The organism is Halosimplex yunnanense (assembly GCF_054504345.1).
This window is the reverse complement of the sequence record NZ_JBTJEL010000029.1, coordinates 56,434-75,841: the sequence shown is the minus strand read 5'-3', so window position 1 is coordinate 75,841 and position 19,408 is coordinate 56,434. Positions and strand designations below refer to the sequence as shown.

Below are 19,408 nucleotides of genomic sequence, written 5' to 3'. Positions count from 1 at the left end.
ACGCGGTTCTCCGTTACTTCCCTTCGAACTCGGGTTCGCGGTCCTGCTGGAAGGCCGCGAGCCCCTCCCAGACGTCGTCGGTCGTGAACAGGTGGCCGAACGCCGAGGCTTCGAGTTCGAGACCGGCGTCGGTGTCGTCGCGGCCGGCGAGCATCGCGCGCTTGGTGAGCTTCTGGGCGATGGGTGGGCCGGCGGCGAGGTCGCGGGCGAGTTCCCACTTGCGGTCGTCGAACTCGTCGGGGGCGAGAACCTCGTTGACGAAGCCGTAGTCGGCCATCGTCTCGGGGTCGTAGTCGTTGCGCGCTGTGAAGATGATCTCCTTGGCGCGGCCCTCGCCGACGATGTGCTTGAGTCGCTGGGTGCCGCCCCAGCCGGGCAGGAGGCCGAGGTTGTGCTCGGGCTGGCCGAACTGGGCGCCCTCGCTGGCGATGCGCATGTCAGCGGCTGTGGCGAGTTCCATGCCGCCGCCGAGGCAGTAACCGTCGATGGCGGCGACGACCGGCATACCGACCTCTTCGAGGCGGCCGAACACGCGCTGGCCCTTCCGGGACATCTCGCTGGCTTCGAGACCGCTACCCGGGGCTGCGCTCGCCGCGTCGAATCCAGCGGAGAACGCACGGTCGCCGGCGCCCTCGACGACGATGGCGCGGACGGCTTCGTCCTCGTCGAACTGGTCGATCGCCGCGTCGATCTCGTCCAGCATCTGGGTGGTGATGGTGTTCATCCGCGCCGGGCGGTCGAGTTCGATGCGTCCGACCCGCTCGTCCACCCCGACCTCGATCTGTTCGAAGGAGACGGTCTCGCTCTCCTCGTCGCCGCCGTAGAAGCCGCCTTCCGCTGCCGCGTTCCGGAGGCCGTCGGACACCTCGTAGCGAGCGGCGCCGGTCTCCTCGTGGAGGTCTTCGAGGGCCTCGACCAGCTCGTCGAGGCCGTAGGCGTCGGCGCGCTTGCCGGGGCCTTCGGGGAAGCCCGCGCCGAGCAGCATCGCCTCGTCGATGTCGGAGACGGGCGCGACGTCGTTCTGGACGAGCTTGCCGACCTCGTTGGCCATCACGCCGAGCAGGCGCGCCTCCACGTCCTCACGGCCGGCGTCGGCGGGGATGTCGACGCCGCCGTTCTCGTAGTCGTAGAACCCCTTCCCGGTCTTCTTGCCGAGTTCCTCGGACTCGACTTTCGCTTCGAGGAGCGGACAGGGTTCGTAGGCCTCGCCGAGGACCTCGTTGAGGTACTCGAGGACGTGCAGGGTCACGTCGTGGCCGACCTGGTCGCCGAGTTCGAACGCGCCCATCGGGAGCCCCATGTCGAAGGACGTCGTGGAGTCGACCTCCGCAACGGTCGCGACGTCGTCGTGGACGAGCCAGCAGGCCTCGTTCATCTGCGGGACGAGCACGCGGTTGACGATGAAGCCCGGCGAGTCCTTGCGGACGCGGACGGGCGTCTTGTCGAAGGCCTCCGCCAGTTGCTCGATGGCGTCGAGCGTCTCGTCGGCGGTGTGCTCGCCGCGGATGACCTCGACCAGCGCCATCCGGACCGGCGGGTTGAAGAAGTGCATCCCGCAGAACTGCTCGGGTCGCTCGGTCACCTCGGAGAGTTCGGTGACCGAGAGGCTGGAGGTGTTCGTCGCGAAGATGGCTTCGCCGGGGGCGTACTCCTCCAGTTCCGAGTACACGTCTTTCTTGATGTCCATCCGCTCGGGGACGGCCTCGATGACCACGTCGGCGTCCTCGACGGCCGCCTCGAAGTCGACGAGCGGTTCGATCCGGTGGAGGACTTCGTCGGCCTCCTCCTCGGTGATCTGGCCGTTCTCGGCGAGCTTGCCGAGCGACCACTCGATGTTCTCGTAGCCGTCCTCGACGAACTCTTCCTTTATATCGCGCATCGCCACGTCGTAGCCCGCAAGCGCCGCGACCTCTGCGATGCCGTGGCCCATGTTGCCGGCACCCAGGACTGCGACCTGTTCGATATCCTCGAAGTTCATAGCGTGTGTACCCTCTCTCGGCTGCCGTTTCAAGGTTTCTCTCATCTGTAAACTACTCGTGCGTTGATCGTTGATTACGAAACGTTATGTGTGGTAGACGATGACATTTTACACATGGACTTCGCCCTATCAGACGAGCAGAAACAGGTTCGCGACGAGGTCCGGCGGTTCGCCGAGAACGAGATCGTTCCGGTCGCGACGGAGTACGACACCGAGGAGAAGTTCCCGCACGATCTGGTCGAGGAGGCCGCGGAACTGGGACTGGTCGGATCGAACGTCCCGCTGGAATACGGCGGCGTCGGCTACGACTACCTGACGAACATCATCATCGTCGAGGAACTGTTCGCCGCCGATCCGGGGATCGGGCTTTCCATCTCCTCGGCGGCGTTCGGGGCCGACGCGCTGGTCGAGTTCGGTACCGAGGAGCAGAAAGAGGAGTTCCTCCGGCCGGTCGCCGAGGGCGAGGCGATCATGGGCTCGGCAATCAGCGAACCGGACGTGGGGTCGGACGTCTCCTCGGTTTCGACGACCGCCCGCAAGGAGGGCGACGAGTGGGTCATCGACGGCAACAAGATGTGGATCACCAACGGCTCCGTCGGCGACTACTTCGTCGTCCTCTGCGAGACGGACCCCGACGCCGAAGGGCGGTACAACGGTTTCTCGCAGATCCTTGTCGAGTCGGACCGCGACGGCTTCGAGGCCGAGAAGATCACCGGCAAACTGGGGATCCGCGCCTCGGACACCGCCGAGTTGCTGTTCGACGGCGTGCGTGTCCCCGAGGAGAACCTCGTCGGCACCCGCGGCGCGGGCTTCCTCCAGTTGATGCAGTTTTTCGACGAGACCCGGACCGCGGTGGCCGCACAGGGAGTCGGTATCGCCCGCGGGGCCGCCGAACGCGCCCTCGATTATGCACAGGAGCGCGAGCAGTTCGGCCGTCCCATCAGCGAGTTTCAGGCCATCCAGCACAAGCTCGCGGACATGCACACCCGGACCGAAGCCGCCCGCCAGCTCACCTACAAGTCCGCCTGGAGCGTCGACCACGCCGAGGACGACCTCACCCAGCTGGCCTCGATGGCCAAGGAGTACGCCTCGCGGGTCGCCGTCGACGTCGCCGACGAGGCCGTCCAGATCCACGGCGGCGCCGGCTACGTCAACGACTTCGACGTCGAGCGGTTCTACCGCGACGCCAAGATCACCCAGATCTACGAGGGGACCACCGAGATCCAGAAGAACATCGTCGCCCGCGAACTCCTCGGCAAGGGCATGGTCTGATTCGCCCGGTATCGATTTTCTGCTGACGGTCGATCTCCGCTGTGGCGCGTGCTGTCGAGCGTGCCCGCCGCTTGGCGGGCCGCTCGAAATAGTCGCGCGAGGGATGAGCGATGGAGCGTAGCGACTGAGCGAATCGGCTGGGGAGGCGTGTGGCCGTCTGCGGTGCTGTACGGTTCTGCTGTCCCTGGCGGACTGAAAGGGCGAGGCGAGCTCGCGTGCAGTTCAGTCGCCTGAGCGACCCCTACCCGAAGCGGCCCTCGGCCGCGAAGGTATGTCGCTCAGCGACCGCGAGCGCGTCGAGGGCTTTCATCGATTGCTGACTCCCGCGGCCGATCCGACAACTAGCGAGCGGGTCGAGGGCTTTCAACGCCCAACCATCCCCTCGGTTGCGATCACTGCGAGTCCTGCTGCTTCACGAGAACTCACTCCCGATCGAGCCACTCCTCACGAAGCAGGCCGTACTGGACCATGTCGCGGTGCTCGCCGTCGATGAACATGAACTTCCGGCGGCGCCCTTCCTCGACGAAGCCGAGCGATTCCAGCAGGCCCCGCGAGGCGTCGTTGTGGTCGAAGGCGCCCGCGCCGACGGCTGGCTTGTCGTACGAGCGGAACACGTAGTCGATCACCAGGCCGACGGCCTCTTTCCCGTAGCCCTGGCCGTGGACCTCGGGGATCAGCCAGTAGCCCAGTTCCGGACGGCGATAATGCATCTCCTCGACGTTTACGGCGCCGATGCGCCGCGTCTCGTCCTCGTCGGGCTGGCCGGGGCCGGCGTCCTCGTTGTCGAGACAGACGAGGAATCGGTCGGTTCCCTGTTCCTCAGAGACGTCCATGGCCTCTTGGTTCCGCAGATAGCTGCCGAGCGGGTGGCGGATCTCGGGGTTCGCGCTGGCCCGCTGGAGGAACGGTACGTCTTCCTGTTCGACCGATCGGAGCGTGACGCGGTCGCCGCTGGCGATGCGTGGACCGGGCATGAAGCGCACGAGGCCGCGCCTCCGGTATCTGTTTTCCGGTCGGCTGAGGGGTGGGGTGGAGCGCCCGCAGCCTCCGGCGAGGCGGCGAGCGCGGTCGAACCGACGGAGCGCGGCCGGTGGTCCGCCAGCGGCCGCCACTAGCCTCGTCAGCGGCCGACGCCGTCAGGCCTCGTCGGACAGCGGAGTGAGGCGGATCGTCTCGTCTGCGACGACCTCGACGGCGTATCCCTGATAGCGGAACGTGACTCGGCACGCGGTCTCGGCGCCGGGCCCGTCGAGGAGCGCGTCGAGGGCGTCGACGTCGATGGTTCTGCCGAGCGGTTCGAGGTTCTCCGGCTTGCGGTCGGCGACTGCCGCGACGGCTCTGTAGACTGCAGCGCTCGCTGACTCGGACGCGACCGACTCGACGTCGACCTCGTACGTCCGAGCGCTGTCGGTCCAGGGTCTCTGTTCGATCATTGGTGGGTTGGAGGCGACGTAGTCCGCGCCGTGCCGACGTTAACACGCAGTGATCTTCAGGTAAGTACCTGATGCCTATGTTATTAGATAATCACAACAGATTCGAACCGGCGGTCGCGGCGGTCGCGGCGGGAGAGAGTAATCCTTTTGCGTGATTCGTCCACAGGTACGGGTATGGACTGGCCGCACGACCCCGACGGCGACGAGGGGAGCGAGGGGCGCCGCAAGTACGGACAGGCGGTGCTCGCGAAGAAGATCGACGAAGCGGAGGACTTCCCGCTGACCCAGTCGGAGTTCGTCTCCGAATTCGGCGACGATCCGATCCGGATCGACTACGAGACCGTGGTCAGCGTCGCCGAGATCTTCGAGTACGTCGACCAGGAAGAGTACGAGGACTTCCCGGACTTCCACAAGGCGGTCGGGGCCGCGCTGCGCGAGGCCGATTACTGGCCTTACCGGCTCGAACACGCCTGACTCGTCACGATCCGGCTGGCGTCCGGGAACCGCATTTCTGCAGTTCGTGTAGATCGAAAACGAGGACTTCGAGCGTCGAAGCGCCGTCGATCAGTCGAAGCGGAACGTCTCGAGATTGCGGGGCGCGTGGGTTCGGACGTTGAGTTCCTGGTAGAGGGCGGAGGAGAGCTGGTCGGTCGCCGTCTCGTCGCCGTGGACGCAGAGGACTTCCTCGGGACGGGGGTTCATCGTCTTGACGAAGTTCTCCAGGCCCTGCCGGTCGGCGTGGCCGGAGAACCCGCTGACGGACTCGACGTCGAATCGGAGCGTCATCTGCTCGCCGCGGCTCCCGCGGTCGCTGAAGGGGATCTCCCGCCGGCCGCTCTGGATACGGCGGCCGAGCGTCCCCTGGGCCTGGTAGCCGACGAACAGCAGCATGTTCTCCTCCTCGCCGCCGAGGAGTTTGAGCCACGACATGATGGGGCCGCCGGTCACCATCCCCGACGTCGAGAGGATGATGCAGGGACCCTCGTCGACGATGTCCTCGCGCATCTCGTCGCCGCCGTCGACCTGCTGGAACTGGTCGGCGAGGAACGGGTTCTCGTCCTCGTGGAGGATCCGCTCGCGGAGCCCGTCGCGGAGGAACTCGGGGTAGGCCGTGTGGATGGCCGTCGCCTCGCGGATCATCCCGTCGAGGTAGACCGGCATCGTCGGGATCCGCCCCTCGCGCATCGCTTCTTCGAGCACGAGCATCAACTCCTGCGAGCGCCCGACGGCGAACGCCGGGATGACGACCTTGCCGCCCCGCTCGTAGGTCTCGTTGACGAGTTCGACGAGTTTCCGCTCGCTGTCTTCCTGGTCGGTCTGGTAGTCGTCGCGTTTCCCGTAGGTCGACTCCATGACGAGCGTCTCCGCCCGCGGGAAGTCGTTCGAGGCGCCGTTGAACAGCCGCGTGTCCTCGTAGTGAACGTCTCCGGAGAAGACGACGTTGTGGAAGCCGTTGCCGACGTGGAAGTGACAGACGGCGCTCCCGAGTATGTGCCCGGCATTGTGCATCGTGAGCTTGACGTCCGGGGCGATGTCGGTCACGTTGCCGTACTCGACCGGGATGGTGTGTTTGAGTTCCTTGCGAACCATCTCGGACTCGTAGGGCGGCGAGCGTCCCTCCTTGGCGGCGACGTCGAGGTAGTCCAGCTGGAGCAGGCCCATCAGGTCCCGCGTGGCCTGCGTCGTGTAGATGGGGCCGTCGAAGCCGTACTTGAAGAGGAGGGGGAGTAGCGCGGAGTGGTCGAGGTGGGCGTGGGTCAGCACGACCGCGTCGAGGTCGGGGATGGGGTTCGCCTCGGGGACCTGCAGGTAGGGGACTTCTCCCTCCGCGCCGGGTTTGTCGCCGCAGTCGATCAGGATCCGGGTCTCGGGCGTCGAGAGGATGAAGCTCGCGCGGCCGACCTCGCGGCAGCAGCCCAGCGTCGTCACGCGGACCCAGTCGGTCTCCTCGCGCTGTTCGCGGTGGATCCGCTCGCCGACGCGTTCGAGGAACTCGCGGCGCTCCTCGCGTTCCTGGATGAGATAGTTGCGGACGTTGTCGACGGTCGAGGACTCCATGGGCGGCGTCCGCAGGACCTCCGCGGTCCAGCCGACCTCCCGCTGGATCTCCCGGAGGGTGCTCCCCCGGTTGCCGATGACCATGCCCGGCTTCTCGGCCTCGATCACGACCTCGCCGGTTCCCGGGTAGAACCGGAGGTTCTGGATGCCGGCCTCCTCGGGGATCAGGTTGCGGATCTCGGCCTCGGCGTCGCGCTCGCGGACCTGTGTGCCCGCCGCCGGCCGGACGGTGATCCGCTTGCGGACGGAGCTGGCCAGCCGCGGCACCAGCCCGTCGCGCTCAGCGAACTTCCGGGGCGTCTCCGTGTAGATGACCAGTTCCGGGCCCTCGAAGGTGACCCGCGAAATCTCCAGTTCGTCGGGTATCTCCGCCTCTATCGTCTCCCGCATCGACTCGATCGGGTTCGTGCTGTCGTCAGTACTCATTCATGTAGTAGCGTCTGTGTGGTCGCCGCCCGTCGCGGCCGTCCGACGACGCCCGTCGGAGGGACGGCTCGGGGCAGTCGTTCCAAACGGAACCGGCCGCGAGTCACCGTCTCGGCCGCCCTCGTCGAGAGATCCTCCCGGACGGAGAGAAGAACCGAGGCCGGACCCGCGAGCGGTCGGCGTCGTTCGGTTGCAGGTAGTCGAGTCACGGTATAAACCGCTTGCGAACGCTCACCGCTCTTGGTCGCGCTCGCGCATGCTCTGGCGCGTGAACTGCGGCTGGGCGCGGATCCCCCGCCGCTTGCGGAACGAGTAGTACAGCAGGACGGCGACGACGACGGCCAGTACGACGGTCGTCGCCGCGGCGATCAGCTGCTCGAACGCGAACAGCACGGCCGAGGAGAAGACCGCGCTCGCGAGCACCATCCCGTAGATGAGCCGGCGGGTCACCTGCCCGAGGAGGTTCTGCGAATCGCGGAAGTCGACCTCGACCTGCAGGTCCTCGTGGATGGCTAGATCGAGCACCTCCTCGACCTTCGGCGGGGTCCTGATTGCCGACTTCGTCGCCTCCTGAACCTCGTCGACGCGGTCCTCGACGTACTCGCGGGCGGTGTCGGCGAGGAAGCCCTGCTGGCGGAGATAGTCGGTCGCGACCTCGATGAAGTCGAAGTCGGGGTCGAGCGTGACGCAGACTCCCTCGACGACGGTTGCGACGCGGAGGACGAGCGCGAGGTTCGCGGGCAGGCGGAACGGGAAGTCGTAGATGGTGTCCTCGACCTGCTGGACGATCTGCTGGACGCGGTACTGCTCGATGTCCTCACCGCGGGCGTCGGCGATGGCGAGTTCGAGCACGTCCGCCATCACCTGCCGGTCGGCCTCCGGCGAGAGCGTCCCCATCTCGATCAGCGTGTCGAGGATGCCCTGGATGTCCTGGTCGGCGACCGCGACGTAGAAGTCGACGATCCGGTCCTGGATGAACGGGTCGACGTAGCCGCTCATCCCGAAGTCGTAGAACACGAGCGTCCCGTCGTCCTGCACGGCGAGGTTGCCTGGGTGGGGATCGGCGTGGAAGACGCCGTCCTCGATGATCATCTGGAGGTACGCCTCCTGGAGGGTTCGGGCGAGTTCCGTCCGGTCGAGGCCGCGCTCGTCGAGGTCCTCGATGTCCGTGATCTTCGTCCCGGGGACGTACTCCATCGTCAGCACGCGGTCGGTCGAGCGGGATTCGTCGACCGCGGGGATCCGGATGCGCCGATCGCCGGTGAAGTTCGAGCGGATCTCCTCGAGCATCCGCGCCTCGCGCTCGTAGTCCATCTCCTGGCGGATCGTCCGGTCGAACTCGTCGGCGAGCGTCTCCAGCGAGAACGACCGCGACTCGTCGACGAAGTACAGCAGGAGCGGCAGCGACCACTTGACCACGTGCAGGTCCGCCTCGACTAGGTCCTCGACACCCGGTCGTCGGACTTTGACCGCGACTTCGCCGTCCTCGGTCCGCGCGCGGTAGACCTGCCCGAGGCTCGCGCCGCTGATGGCCTCGGTCTCGAACTCGGCAAACCGGTGGTCGATGGAGCCCAGTTCCTCTTCGAGGACGACGCGGGCGCGCTCCCAGTCGGCCGGGGGCACGCGGTCCTGTAGCTCCTCGAGTTCCTCGATGTACGCCGGCGGGAGCACGTCCGGACGGGTCGACAGCAGCTGGCCGAGCTTGATGAACGTCGGCCCGAGCGTCAGGAGCGTATCGAGGAGCCGGCGGGCACGCTCGCGCTGAACGTCGGGCGAGACCGACCGGCTGCTGCCGAAGAGGAGGAACCGGTTGCGGTCGCGGAGATACGCGAGGCCCAGCGGCAGGAACTGCCACGCGACGACGACGAACCGCCAGTAGGCGCGTATGTTCACGTGAACTCAGTCGTCGATGGGGATCTGCGTCTCCGGCGCGGCCTCGGCCTTGGGGAGTTCGAGTTCGAGGACGCCCCGGTCGATGGACCCGGAGGCGCCCGCGCCGGTGACCCCCGGGGGCAGCGGAAGCTCGACGTCGAGGAACAGCGAGCGCTCCTCCTCGACGTAGTCGAAGTCGGCGGGTACGTCCTTCTCACGGCGCGCCTCGACGCGCAGGCGGCTGCCGTCGACCGCGGCGTCGACCGTCGCGTCGGTCGCGCCCGGCAGGTCGAGCACGAGCAGGTACGCGTCGTCGCTCTCCAGCACGTCGGCGAAGACGGCGTCGGGCAAGTCCCGGAGCGCGTCGCGCAACGATGTCATGGGCGGGGCTTAGGATGCGACGGCGAAAAAGGCCGCGGTGTCCGCAACCCGCCGCGGGGCGAACGACTGCGACGCACCGCTTATTGGCCGGGCGGCGGAAGCGCCGGTATGACCGACCCACGCCGGGCCGCCGCCGACCGGCCCCCGCTCCCGGAGGCGCTCGACCGCCTCCGGCAAGTCGTCGCACCGATCGACCGGACCGAGCGGTTGCCCGTGAGCACTGCCGTCGGCCGAACGCTCGCCGAACCCGTCACCGCCCGCCGCGCCGTCCCCGGATACGACCAGGCCGCCCGCGACGGAGTCGCCCTCCGCGCCGCCGACACTGCCGGCGCGAACGGTGACGAGCCAGTGGACCTCGACGCCGGCTCCGGCCCCGTCGAATCAGGGACGGGGGTCGCCGTCGAAGCCGGCGACGAACTCCCGGATGGTGCCGACGCGGTCGTCGGCGTCGGCGGGCTCGCTTCGGGCTCGCCGAGCGGGTCGTCGGAGAGCGAAGGCGGATCCGACGGCGAATTCACCGTTGTTCGATCGGTCGAGCCGGGTACGGGCGTCCGCGGTGCTGGCTCGGACATCGCCGCCGACGAGACAGTCCGACCGGCAGGGCACCGGATTCGTCCGTCCGACCCAGCGCTCTGCGCCGCGGCCGGCCGCACCCGCGTCGAAGTCGTCCAGCGGCCCACGGCCGGGATCGTTCCGACCGGCGGAGGGGTCGTGGACGGCGACCCGGAACCGGGAGAGACGGTCGAGACGACCGGCACGACGGTCGCGGAGTTCGCCGAGCGCTTCGGCGCCAAGGTGACCTATCGCGATCCTGTCGACCCCGACCCACACGCGCTCCGGGCGGCCGTCCAGCGGGACCTGACGAGGGATCTCCTCGTCACTATCGGCGGGACGGGGGCCGGGGAATCGGACCGGATCGTCGACGTGATCGCCGACCTCGGGGAGGTCGAAGTCGACTGCGTTGGCCTCGACCCCGGCGGGACGACGGCGCTGAGCGTCGTGGACGAGCGACCGGTCCTGTCGATCCCCGGCGACCCCGTCGCCGCGTTCGTCGCGACGACGCAACTGGTCGCCCCCGCCGTCGCCCGCCTCGCCGGGCGCGAACCACCTGCGCCGACGACCCTCGAGGCGGAACTCGCCGCCGATATCGAGAGCGCGGCCGGGCGGACCTCGATTGTCCCCGTCGCGTTCGAGGACGATGGTGCGGCGGTCGCCGGAGCGCGGACGGCTCGCCCGATCACTGGCGAACCGCTATCAACGATCGCCCGTGCCGACGGGTGGGTAGCCGCTGGCTCGGATCGCGGCGGACTGCCCGCGGGCGAAACGGTTTCCGTCGAGCGCTGGGAGGCCTCGATATGAGCGACCGCAAGGAGTTCCGCGACCTCGCCGACCCCGAACGGGCACACGAGGTCGTCGATTCCCTCGACCTGACCGCCGGGCGCGAGTCGGTCCCCCTCGACGACGCCCGCGGGCGCGTCCTCGCCGAGCGGGTCGACGCCGGCCTCGACGTCCCGGGCTTCGACCGCGCCGCGATGGACGGCTACGCCGTCCGCGCCCCGGACACCTACGGCGCGGACGACTCGCCCGTGACGGTCCCCGTCGTCGGGAGCGTCCACGCCGGCGAAGCACCGGAGGTCTCGCTCGAACCCGGCGAGGCGGCCGAGATTTCGACGGGCGCGGTCATGCCCGAGGGCGCCGACGCCGTGGTGATCGTCGAGCGGACCGAGGAAGCGGGACCTGAGAGCATCGACGGCGACGCGGACCGCGCCGTCCGGATCGAGACCGCCGTCGCGCCGGGTGAGAACGTCATGCTCGCGGGCGCGGACATCGCCGCCGGCGAGCGAGCGCTCGGTCCGGGAACCCGACTTACGCCCCGGGAGATCGGCCTGCTCTCGGCGCTCGGCGTCGAGGAGGTGCCGGTCCGCGCGAAACCGCGCGTCGCCATCGTCTCGACCGGCGACGAACTCGTCCGACCGGGCGGGGACCTGGACAGCCGCGCCGGCCAGATCTACGACGTGAACAGCTACGCCGTCGCCGCCGCGGTCGAGGAGGCCGGCGGCGAGCCGGTCGTCTACCCCCACGTCGGCGACGACATGGACGCGATGGAGGAGACGCTGGTCGAGGCCGCCGCCGACTGCGACCTGGTGCTCACCTCCGGGTCGACGAGCGCCAGCGCCGTCGACGTGGTGTACCGGGTCATCGAGGAGCGTGGCGAACTCCTGCTCCACGGCGTCGCGATCAAACCCGGCAAGCCGATGCTGGTCGGCCGGATCGGTGGCTCGGAGAGCGACTCCGACGAGAGCGACGCGGGCGCCGCCTACGTCGGCCTCCCCGGCTATCCGGTTTCCGCGCTCACCATCTTCCGGACGTTCGTCGCGCCGGCGATCCGGTCGGCCGCGGGAGTCCCCGACCCGCAGACGGCCCGCGTCGACGGGCGGATGGCCGTCTCCGAGCGCTCCGAGGAGGGTCGACGCCGCCTGCTCGCGGTCGGGCTAGTCGAGGACGAGGATGGCCAGACGCTCGTCTACCCCGTCGACAAGGGGAGCGGCGCGACGACGACGCTGACCGCGGCGGACGGCGTGGTCGACGTCCCCGCCGACACCAACGTCCTCGCCGCCGGCGACTCGGTGACCGTCGACCTGTTCTCGCCGGACGTGCGAGCGCCGACGCTGCTCGGCGTGGGCGAGGACGATCCGGCGCTCTCGCGCCTACTCGACCGGGTCGACCGACCCCGATACCTCGCTCGCGGGTCGCGCGGCGGTCTGCGGGAACTCCGGGACGGACTGCCCGACGTAGCCGTCGTCGCCGGTCCGTTCGACGCCGAGCGCGAGGATGTCGCCGACGCCGTCGAACTCGGCGGCTGGACGCGCGAGTGGGGACTCGTCGTCCCCGACGGAAACCCCGAAGGGATCGACGGGCTCGCCGACCTCGTCGACCGCGACCTCTCGTTCGTCAACCGCGGGACCGAGTCCGGCCTCCGCACCAGCCTCTCCGAGTCGCTGGCCGACCTGGCCGACGACCGCGGCGTCGACCGCCGCGACGTCACCGACGCCGTCTCCGGGTTCGACTTGGCCGCGCGAGCCTTCGAGAGTCCCGCACGGTCGGTCGCAGCAGGCGACGCCGACGCCGGTCTCGGGCTGCGATCGACGGCGTCGAAACTCGGACTCGGGTTCGTCCCCGTGGGCACGCAGTCGGTTCGCGTGCTCGCGAACCCCGACCGGATGGAGAAGACCAGTGTGCAGCGACTGCGGGAGGTTCTCGACGACGGTGAGGACGTCGTCTCGGCGCTCGACGGGTTCGAGGCGGCGTAGCCGTCAGGCGTCCAGCGACGTGAGGTCGTCGAGGCCGTCGATACGGACGTCGCCGAGGACGCACTGGCCGCGGTCGACCGCGTCGACCCGGTTGACGTGGATCGCGTCGATGCCGGCGTTCCACGCGGCGCCGGTATCGTCGGGGTCGTCGCCGACGAGGGCGCCCTCGTGGCCGTTGTACCCCACGCCGAGGCGGTTCATCGCCAGTTCGACCGGCTTCGGGTCGGGCTTCCAGCCGATGTCGTCGTCGCAGCAGACGACGGCGTCGAACCAGTCGGCGATGTCGTGGTGTTCGAGCAGCGGCTCGGTCAGGTACGACTGGCAGTGGGTGACGACGCCCGTCGGTCGGTCGAGTTCGCTGATGAACGCCGCGGCGTCCTCGTAGATGAACGACGACTCGGCGCGGGCCACGGGGTCTTCGACCTCGTGGAACGTCTCCCAGAACTCGTCGGGGTCGACGTCGCGTTGCGAGAAGACGCCGCCTCGCGCGCCACCGACGCCGTACCAGATCAGGTCGGCCTCCCGGTCGGTGAACGAGCACCCGAGTCTGTCCCCCACTTCGCCGATCACTTTTCGGGGGTAGTCGGGGTCGACGTCGACGACCGTCCCGTCGAGGTCGAACAGCCAGAAATCGTACGCGTCGCCGGCCATTGGATCGATACTGTAGGAGTCTGCGCTGTAAGTACCTTCTGGCGAGCACCACCGCGCCGTCGCCCGTTCGTCGAGAGGATATCCGGCCGTCTCTCGCTCGTTCGCCGCGATCCGACGGTCGGGACCGGGCAAATTTATGACACGGACGGTCCAGCGTGCGGACACCATGGGCCTGTCGACGCTGGTCACCGACCCGCGGACGTTCTTCGAACGGCGGCAGGGAGATCCCTCGCTCGTCGGCCCCGCGCTCGTCGTCGCCGCGCACGCCCTCCTCGTGATCGCCCCGACGGTGCTGCTCCTCCGGACCTTCGGTCACCTGCTGACCGAGATCGATCTGGGCACGCTCGTCTACGCCACCGCGAGTGAGCGGGTCAGCGCGCCGGGGTCGTTCGTCCTCGTGCTGTGGGTCAACGGCGTTGCGTACTTCGCGATCTGGCTCGCGGTCGCCGCGGTGATCTACCTCGTCTCTCTGGTCTTCGACGGCGAGGGTCCCTTCCGGCGCGTACTCGCGTTCGTCGGATGGGCGCTCGCGCCCACGCTGATCCCGGCGGCCGCGTCGGCGGTCGCGATGACCGCGATCTTCCTCGACGCGCCCGCGTTCGCGTCCGAGGCCGCGCTCAGCCAGTGGGTTCGATCGAGCGTCGTGGACCATCCGGCCCGGGTGGGCGTCGACTTCGTCCGGCCGCTGTTCAGCCTCTGGGTCGTCTACCTGTGGACGCTGGCCGCCGAGTACGGTCGCGACCTCACTCAGCGGCAGGCCCTGCTCTGCATTGCGCTCCCCGGCGTGATCGCGGTGCTGAACGCTATCGGAACCTACGTCGGGTTCCTCGCGCAGATGTTCGGACTGGTCTGAGTCGAACTGCCGACGAAAGCGTCGAACGCCGCCCTACACCTCGTCGGTCACGTGGATCGAGCTTCCGAGGTATTTCGACAGCACTTCGTCCACGGTCGACGCGTTGAACAGGTCCAGGTTTTCGGCGATCGCCTCGCGGAGGTCGTCGAGATACCCCTGCGTCGTCCGGAGTTCGCTGAAGGAGACGCTCGCGACCGCCGTGCCCAGCGCGTCCTCGGTGACCTCGCGCATGTACGCCTCGTCGCCGCACTCCCCGCGCCACAGGTTGTCCCGGAAGTACAGCCACCCGGGCTGGCCCGGTGGGTCCGCCCGGCGGAAGACCGTCGTCTCGACGGTGTCCGGCGTCGCCCAGACCCCCTCGACGTCGGGGTCGAGCCGAACCGTCACTCGGAACACGTACGCCGCGTTCGCGTCGCCCGCGGCGGATCCGTCGCCGCTCTGCCCCTCGTCGGCACCCGGCGCCATCTACCGCAGGTCGTCGAACCGCTCGGCGAGTTCGATGTCCTTGTCCGTGATACCGCCCTCGTCGTGGGTCGTCAGCCGGACCTCGACCTCGCGCCAGCCGATGGTCATCTCGGGGTGGTGGAAGGCATCCTGCGCGACCCCGCCCGCGCCGGCCGCGAAGCCGACGCCGTCGAGGTACGCGTCGAACTCGTAGGTCCGGACGATCTCGTCGCCGTCGCGCTCCCACTCTCCGGGTAGTCGCTCCTCGATCTCCTCGTCTGAAAGCAGGTGTGCCATGATCGGACGGTGGAGCGGTACCCGCATGAAAGTTCGGCCGATGTGTTGGAGCGAGTACGCTCCTTGCGACAGAGACGGCCGCTACTCGAACTGGAACAGCGAACAGCGTGAAAGCCCCCGCACGCACAGACTGGTGACCAGCAGAAACGGGTGAGAATGAAAGGGGCGACGCGTTCGGCGAAGGCGGGCGACGTAAGCACCGCAGGGAGTGTAACGACCGAGGAGCACAGCGAGACCCCCGAGCCGAACGCGTCGGGGCTTTCACGCCGTTCGTGGTCACGTTCGAGTCTGCAATCACTCAAGTCGTGAACCGTCACTCGCAGACAGACTCAGTTTCAAATCAGACTGCTGCTAGTCGTCGCTCAGCTGGTCGAAGACGGCGTCGGGCATCTGGTCGCGGATGTGTTCGGGGATTTCCTCGTCCGAGACCTCCTCCTCGCTCTCGCCGCCGAACTCGGGGTCGAACAGCTGGAGCGCGGTGTTGATGGTCGACCAGTCGTCTTCCTCGGCGGCGTCGCGCAGGCTCTTGGTCGGCGCGGCGAGCAGCTGGTTGACGACGGCGTCGGCCATCGCCTCGATGACCTCGCGCTGGTCGTCGTCGAAATCGCCCTCGCTGACGGCGCGCTCGACCTCCTGGGCCTTGACGCGCTCGGCGCTCTCGTACATCGCGGAGATGACGCGGTCGGCCCGCTTTCGCTTGTACTGGGCGAGCAGGTTGTCGAACTCGACGTCGATCATCTCATCGACGATCGTAGCCGCCTCCGCGCGCTGGGCGCGGTTCTCGTCGGTGACCGTCTGCAGCGCGTCGAGGTCGCGGACGGTCACGTCCGGGAGTTCGGTCACCGCGGGCGGCACGTCGCGGGGCTGGGCGATGTCGACGACGAACGTCTCGCCGGCGTCGGCGACGGTGGACCTCTCGAAGACGTAGTCCGGGCTGCCGGTCGCCGTGACGACGACGGCCGCCTCCGCGACGGCGTCGGTCACCTCGTCCATCCCGACGACGGTCGCCTCCGCGTCGACGGTGTCGGCGAGGTGCTCGGCGCGTTCGACCGTCCGGTTGGCGAGGTAGATGTGGTCGACGTGGGAGGCGAGCGACTGAGCGGCGAGCCGCCCCATCTCGCCGGCGCCGACGACGAGCGCGTCCTCACCGTCGACGCCGACCTCCTCGTCGACCAGTTTGACCGCGGCGCTGGCGATCGAGACCGACCCCTCGTTGATGGCCGTCTCGGTCCGGGCGCGCTCGCCGACGTGGACGGCCTTCGTCACGCCGGCTTCGAGAATTCGCCCGATGCCGCCCGCGGCGAGGGCGTCCTCGTAGGCGTCGCCGACCTGGCCGAGGATCTGGTCCTCGCCGACGACGATGGATTCGAGCCCGGCGGCGACGCGCATCAGGTGCCGCAGGCTCTCCTCGTGTTCGAATTCGGTAATCACGTCGTCCGGGACGGGGTCGAAGAAGGCGTCGAGCGCGGCGCGCCCCTCCGGTTCGTCGCTCGTGACGACGTATGCCTCGACCCGGTTGCAGGTCTGGAGGACGTACGCCTCCTCGACCCCCGGGACCGAGAGCAGGCGCTCGACGGCCTCCCGCTGGCCGTCGACGGTCGCGGTCTCGAGCTCGTCGACCGTCGCGCGGCCGATGTCGACGCTCGCGCCGGAGATGACGCCGGTTCCGACCGTCACGCTGTCTCACCCGTCACGTCCGCGATTACGTCCGCTGCCACTTGTCGAGCGTTGGGTATCCCACTATCTAAAGCCTTCCAAACTGCGTCCGACCTGACAACCGCCCGCACGGCGTCCCGGCGGACGTCCGGATCCACGCCCTCCCGCTGGAGGGCTTCGCGGATCTCACCCGTCAACTCCGCCATCGCGCCCGCGTCGGTGATCTCCGACTCGATCCGCTGGCGAAGGTGGCGGCTCAACGCGGGACTCGCACCGCCCGTTGCGACGGCGGCTACCACGGGATCGTCGCGGACCGTCGCCGGCACGACGACGCTGCCCGGGTCCCACTCGCCGTGCTGGTCGGCCCGGTTCACGAGGACGCCCCGCTCGCGAGCGATTTCCTCGACGCGTTCGTTCAGGTCGGCGTCGCTCGTCGCCGCGACCGCGAGCGCCGGGTCGGTCCGGTCGAACCAGTCGGCGGCGTCGTCCGGTCCGGGGGCCTCCCGGACCAGTTCAGCGTCGCCGAACTCGGCGTCGGCGAACTCGGGGCTCACCACGACGACGCGGGCCTCCCGGGCGAAGCGTCGGGCCTTCCGGGCGCCGACGCGTCCGCCCCCGAACACGAGGACCGTCTCGCCCTCGAAGTCGTGGAGCAGGGGGATCATACCTTGAGCATCGTCTTACCCCCAGGTAAGCGTTCTTCTGGATATGTCCCCACGAGTACGGCAGCGAGCGGATGGCCTGAAGATAAGCCGAGTCAGGAACTGACGTTCGCGTCCGCGCGCTCCTCGATGCGGATGCCCGTCTTCTTGAGGATGCCCGTCGAGAACAGCGTGTCCCAGTCGTCGTCGGTGACGTCCCAGTACTCGGCCATCTTCTCGCGGACCTGCTCGACGCGGGCCTCGCTCTCCTCCTCGCTGCGGCCGTGGGTCATCGCGAAGAAGTTGTACGGCCAGACGCCTTCGTGGCGGGGCCGGCGGTAGCAGTGGGTCACGAAGTCGAACGCGGCGATCTCTGGGCCGACCTCGTCGACGACCTCGTCGGGGACGTTCCAAACGGTCATCCCGTTCTCCGAGTAGCCCAGCGAGTAGTGGTTCGGGATGACGCCAACGCGACGGACCTTCCCTTCCGCGTCGAAGCGCTTGATCGTCTCCAGAACCCACTCGATATCTTCGTCGAGCGCGTCGGCCACGTCGCGGTAGGGGGTCCGTGTGGTGGGAAGACCACCCTGTATCTCCACGACGAGATCGCGTTCCCGCGCGGTCAGGCCGTCCCGTTTCTCCGGCTCGACGTCCGGCCCCAGGTCGGAGCGGTCGATCCCGCCGTCGACGTCTTCGAGCGGTCCCTCGACGGGGAACTTCGCGCCGACGTGGAACTCCCGCTGTTTCGGGAGATTGTATGTCTCCTGACCGGTCTCCTCCTCGATCTCGCCGAGCACCTCCTCGACGCGGTCCTCGTCGGCCACCGAGACGACGAACCACATGTTGAGGTGGGGGTGTTCGCGCTCGTAGTTGTGTGCGACTTCGGTGTGGGCGTTGACCTGCTCGGCCACCTCGTCGAAGCGCTCCTCCGGCGCGTGCATCGCGACGAGCGTCGCCGTGCCGCCGATGGCCTCGGCGTTGATCAGCGCGCCGAACCGCGTGAGCACGCTCTCCTCGTCGAGTGCAGCGAGTCGCTCGTGTAGTTCGTCGGCGGTCACGTCCACGCCGTGGTCCCGGAGGGCCGCGGCCGCCGGTTCGTACGGGTCCGCGACGACCGGGAACCCGCCCTGGTAGGCGTTGAGAATCGCCCGGTCGACGTCGTCGAGGTCGGTCATACCCGCCACTCGGGAACGAGCCGGCATAAACGGCCCGTCTACGGCAGGCCTCCGGTGGTGGCGCCTCGCTCCCTACGGACGGCGATCCCCGTGGCCTCGGACGCCCGTTCGTCGGTCGCCAGCGAGGAATCAGGAACGCGGAAGATTCCATCTGTCCGTCAAAAACGCGTCCCGGGCCGGGTATCCGGGTTCACGGCCGCACCCTCGCGGCGCGGAAACGCTATGCTACCTGAGACCCTGCCACACGATATGCCGACTGACAGAGACCGTCGGGCGTCAGCCATGATCGAGCGCTGGAACCGGGTGTTCCACGCGCTTATGGCGGAACCACGCAGGCAGATCGTCGTCGCGCTCATGGAGGCGCCGCCCGAGCGCCAGCTCTCGCTGCCCGAAGCGGCGAACCCGCCGTACCAGCTCCGCGATCCGGAGAAGCTGGCCGTCGACCTCGTGCACACGCACCTGCCGGTGCTCGCCGAACCCGGATTCGTCGAGTGGGAGCGCGAACCGCTCGCCGTCAAGCGCGGCCCCGCCTTCGAGGAAGTCGCAACGGTATTCGAAGCGCTGCAGTCGTACGCCGGCGAGATCCCGCCGCAGCTCGTCCAGGAGTGTCAGCGACTCGAAGAACACGCGAGGCAATCGTGACTGCGTTCGACGACGTCACGCTGGATCTCGTCGGAGCGATCGCCGCCGTAGAGGGGATCGAAGCCCACGACCTCGACTACTCGCTTCACGACTACGTCGCAACTGACGCCATCCGCGAGCTGGTCGAAGCGGACACAGAGGACTGGAAACTCACGTTCGAGATCCCCGACCACACGGTCACCGTCGACGGCGCCGGCGAGATCCGGATCGACGGCGAGACCGTCCCCGAGAGCGAGGCGGTCCGGTCGAAGAAGTCCAGATAGCGGTCACGACGGGCACGGAGTCGGCACGAACGCGATTCGTCCGAAAACGGAGTCG

19 protein-coding genes are annotated in these 19,408 nt (G+C 68.4%); 7 read left to right on the top strand and 12 right to left on the bottom strand.

The genetic code is table 11. The features are described 5' to 3' along the window. Positions 1–13: 13 nt before the first annotated feature. The gene (locus AB2U09_RS03860) at positions 14–1,978 is read right to left on the bottom strand and encodes a 3-hydroxyacyl-CoA dehydrogenase/enoyl-CoA hydratase family protein (RefSeq protein WP_459191371.1); all 1,965 of its coding nucleotides are present in this window, start codon (positions 1,976–1,978) and stop codon (positions 14–16) included. Positions 1,979–2,092: 114 nt separating this feature from the next. On the opposite strand from AB2U09_RS03860, the gene AB2U09_RS03855 reads away from it, so the two are divergent. Continuing rightward, positions 2,093–3,250 (top strand): acyl-CoA dehydrogenase family protein, encoded by a 1,158-nt coding sequence (locus AB2U09_RS03855; protein ID WP_459191370.1) that lies wholly within the window; start codon positions 2,093–2,095, stop codon positions 3,248–3,250. A gap of 422 nt (positions 3,251–3,672) precedes the next feature. Here AB2U09_RS03855 and AB2U09_RS03850 read toward each other — a convergent pair whose 3' ends face one another. Continuing rightward, positions 3,673–4,224 (bottom strand): GNAT family N-acetyltransferase, encoded by a 552-nt coding sequence (locus AB2U09_RS03850; RefSeq protein WP_459191369.1) that lies wholly within the window; start codon positions 4,222–4,224, stop codon positions 3,673–3,675. A 162-nt stretch (positions 4,225–4,386) separates the two neighbouring features. Then, positions 4,387–4,683: a HalOD1 output domain-containing protein gene (locus AB2U09_RS03845; RefSeq protein WP_459191368.1), complete on the bottom strand. Its 297-nt coding sequence runs from the start codon at positions 4,681–4,683 to the stop codon at positions 4,387–4,389. Between the two features lie 174 nt (positions 4,684–4,857). On the opposite strand from AB2U09_RS03845, the gene AB2U09_RS03840 reads away from it, so the two are divergent. Then, positions 4,858–5,157, top strand: coding sequence for a DUF5785 family protein (locus AB2U09_RS03840; protein WP_459191367.1), 300 nt, complete (start codon positions 4,858–4,860; stop codon positions 5,155–5,157). A 90-nt stretch (positions 5,158–5,247) separates the two neighbouring features. Here the strand turns inward: AB2U09_RS03840 and AB2U09_RS03835 are convergent, their stop codons facing one another. The 3 genes from AB2U09_RS03835 to AB2U09_RS03825 all read right to left on the bottom strand — a co-directional run bounded on the left by AB2U09_RS03835 (position 5,248) and on the right by AB2U09_RS03825 (position 9,420). Continuing rightward, the gene (locus tag AB2U09_RS03835; RefSeq protein ID WP_459191366.1) at positions 5,248–7,167 is read right to left on the bottom strand and encodes a beta-CASP ribonuclease aCPSF1; all 1,920 of its coding nucleotides are present in this window, start codon (positions 7,165–7,167) and stop codon (positions 5,248–5,250) included. Positions 7,168–7,398: 231 nt separating this feature from the next. Further along, entirely contained in the window at positions 7,399–9,060 is a 1,662-nt protein-coding gene (locus AB2U09_RS03830) for an ABC1 kinase family protein (protein ID WP_459191365.1), read from the bottom strand. A gap of 6 nt (positions 9,061–9,066) precedes the next feature. Further along, on the bottom strand, positions 9,067–9,420 hold the full coding sequence (locus AB2U09_RS03825; protein ID WP_459191364.1) for an Hsp20/alpha crystallin family protein: 354 nt from the start codon (positions 9,418–9,420) through the stop codon (positions 9,067–9,069). A gap of 108 nt (positions 9,421–9,528) precedes the next feature. Here AB2U09_RS03825 and AB2U09_RS03820 point away from each other — a divergent pair, with 108 nt between their 5' ends. Continuing rightward, on the top strand, positions 9,529–10,779 hold the full coding sequence (locus AB2U09_RS03820) for a molybdopterin molybdotransferase MoeA (RefSeq protein WP_459191363.1): 1,251 nt from the start codon (positions 9,529–9,531) through the stop codon (positions 10,777–10,779). Next, the gene (locus AB2U09_RS03815; protein ID WP_459191362.1) at positions 10,776–12,731 is read left to right on the top strand and encodes a molybdopterin biosynthesis protein; all 1,956 of its coding nucleotides are present in this window, start codon (positions 10,776–10,778) and stop codon (positions 12,729–12,731) included. Before AB2U09_RS03820 ends, AB2U09_RS03815 begins: the two co-directional genes overlap by 4 nt. A 3-nt stretch (positions 12,732–12,734) precedes the next feature. Here the strand turns inward: AB2U09_RS03815 and AB2U09_RS03810 are convergent, their stop codons facing one another. Next, positions 12,735–13,382, bottom strand: a complete 648-nt coding sequence (locus AB2U09_RS03810; protein WP_459191361.1) for an HAD family hydrolase — start codon at positions 13,380–13,382, stop codon at positions 12,735–12,737. Positions 13,383–13,518: 136 nt separating this feature from the next. On the opposite strand from AB2U09_RS03810, the gene AB2U09_RS03805 reads away from it, so the two are divergent. Further along, on the top strand, positions 13,519–14,235 hold the full coding sequence (locus tag AB2U09_RS03805) for a YIP1 family protein (protein ID WP_459191360.1): 717 nt from the start codon (positions 13,519–13,521) through the stop codon (positions 14,233–14,235). Positions 14,236–14,268: 33 nt separating this feature from the next. On the opposite strand, the gene lwrS is transcribed toward AB2U09_RS03805, so the two are convergent. From lwrS to ahbB, 5 genes are all read right to left on the bottom strand, one after another. Beyond that, on the bottom strand, positions 14,269–14,700 hold the full coding sequence (lwrS, locus tag AB2U09_RS03800; protein ID WP_459191359.1) for an LWR-salt protein: 432 nt from the start codon (positions 14,698–14,700) through the stop codon (positions 14,269–14,271). Further along, a complete protein-coding gene (locus AB2U09_RS03795; protein WP_459191358.1) occupies positions 14,701–14,976 on the bottom strand; it encodes a 4a-hydroxytetrahydrobiopterin dehydratase in 276 nt (91 codons plus the stop codon). A gap of 351 nt (positions 14,977–15,327) precedes the next feature. Next, positions 15,328–16,653: a glutamyl-tRNA reductase gene (gene hemA / locus AB2U09_RS03790; RefSeq protein WP_459191357.1), complete on the bottom strand. Its 1,326-nt coding sequence runs from the start codon at positions 16,651–16,653 to the stop codon at positions 15,328–15,330. Beyond that, the gene (locus AB2U09_RS03785; RefSeq protein WP_459191356.1) at positions 16,650–17,297 is read right to left on the bottom strand and encodes a precorrin-2 dehydrogenase/sirohydrochlorin ferrochelatase family protein; all 648 of its coding nucleotides are present in this window, start codon (positions 17,295–17,297) and stop codon (positions 16,650–16,652) included. Before AB2U09_RS03785 ends, hemA begins: the two co-directional genes overlap by 4 nt. Positions 17,298–17,389: 92 nt before the next feature. Next, the gene (ahbB, locus tag AB2U09_RS03780) at positions 17,390–18,448 is read right to left on the bottom strand and encodes a siroheme decarboxylase subunit beta (RefSeq protein WP_459191355.1); all 1,059 of its coding nucleotides are present in this window, start codon (positions 18,446–18,448) and stop codon (positions 17,390–17,392) included. A 249-nt stretch (positions 18,449–18,697) separates the two neighbouring features. On the opposite strand from ahbB, the gene AB2U09_RS03775 reads away from it, so the two are divergent. Together AB2U09_RS03775 and AB2U09_RS03770 are read left to right on the top strand one after the other, a co-directional pair. Beyond that, a complete protein-coding gene (locus tag AB2U09_RS03775) occupies positions 18,698–19,090 on the top strand; it encodes a hypothetical protein (RefSeq protein WP_459191354.1) in 393 nt (130 codons plus the stop codon). Continuing rightward, on the top strand, positions 19,087–19,353 hold the full coding sequence (locus tag AB2U09_RS03770; RefSeq protein ID WP_459191353.1) for a HalOD1 output domain-containing protein: 267 nt from the start codon (positions 19,087–19,089) through the stop codon (positions 19,351–19,353). Before AB2U09_RS03775 ends, AB2U09_RS03770 begins: the two co-directional genes overlap by 4 nt. Positions 19,354–19,408 lie beyond the last annotated feature (55 nt).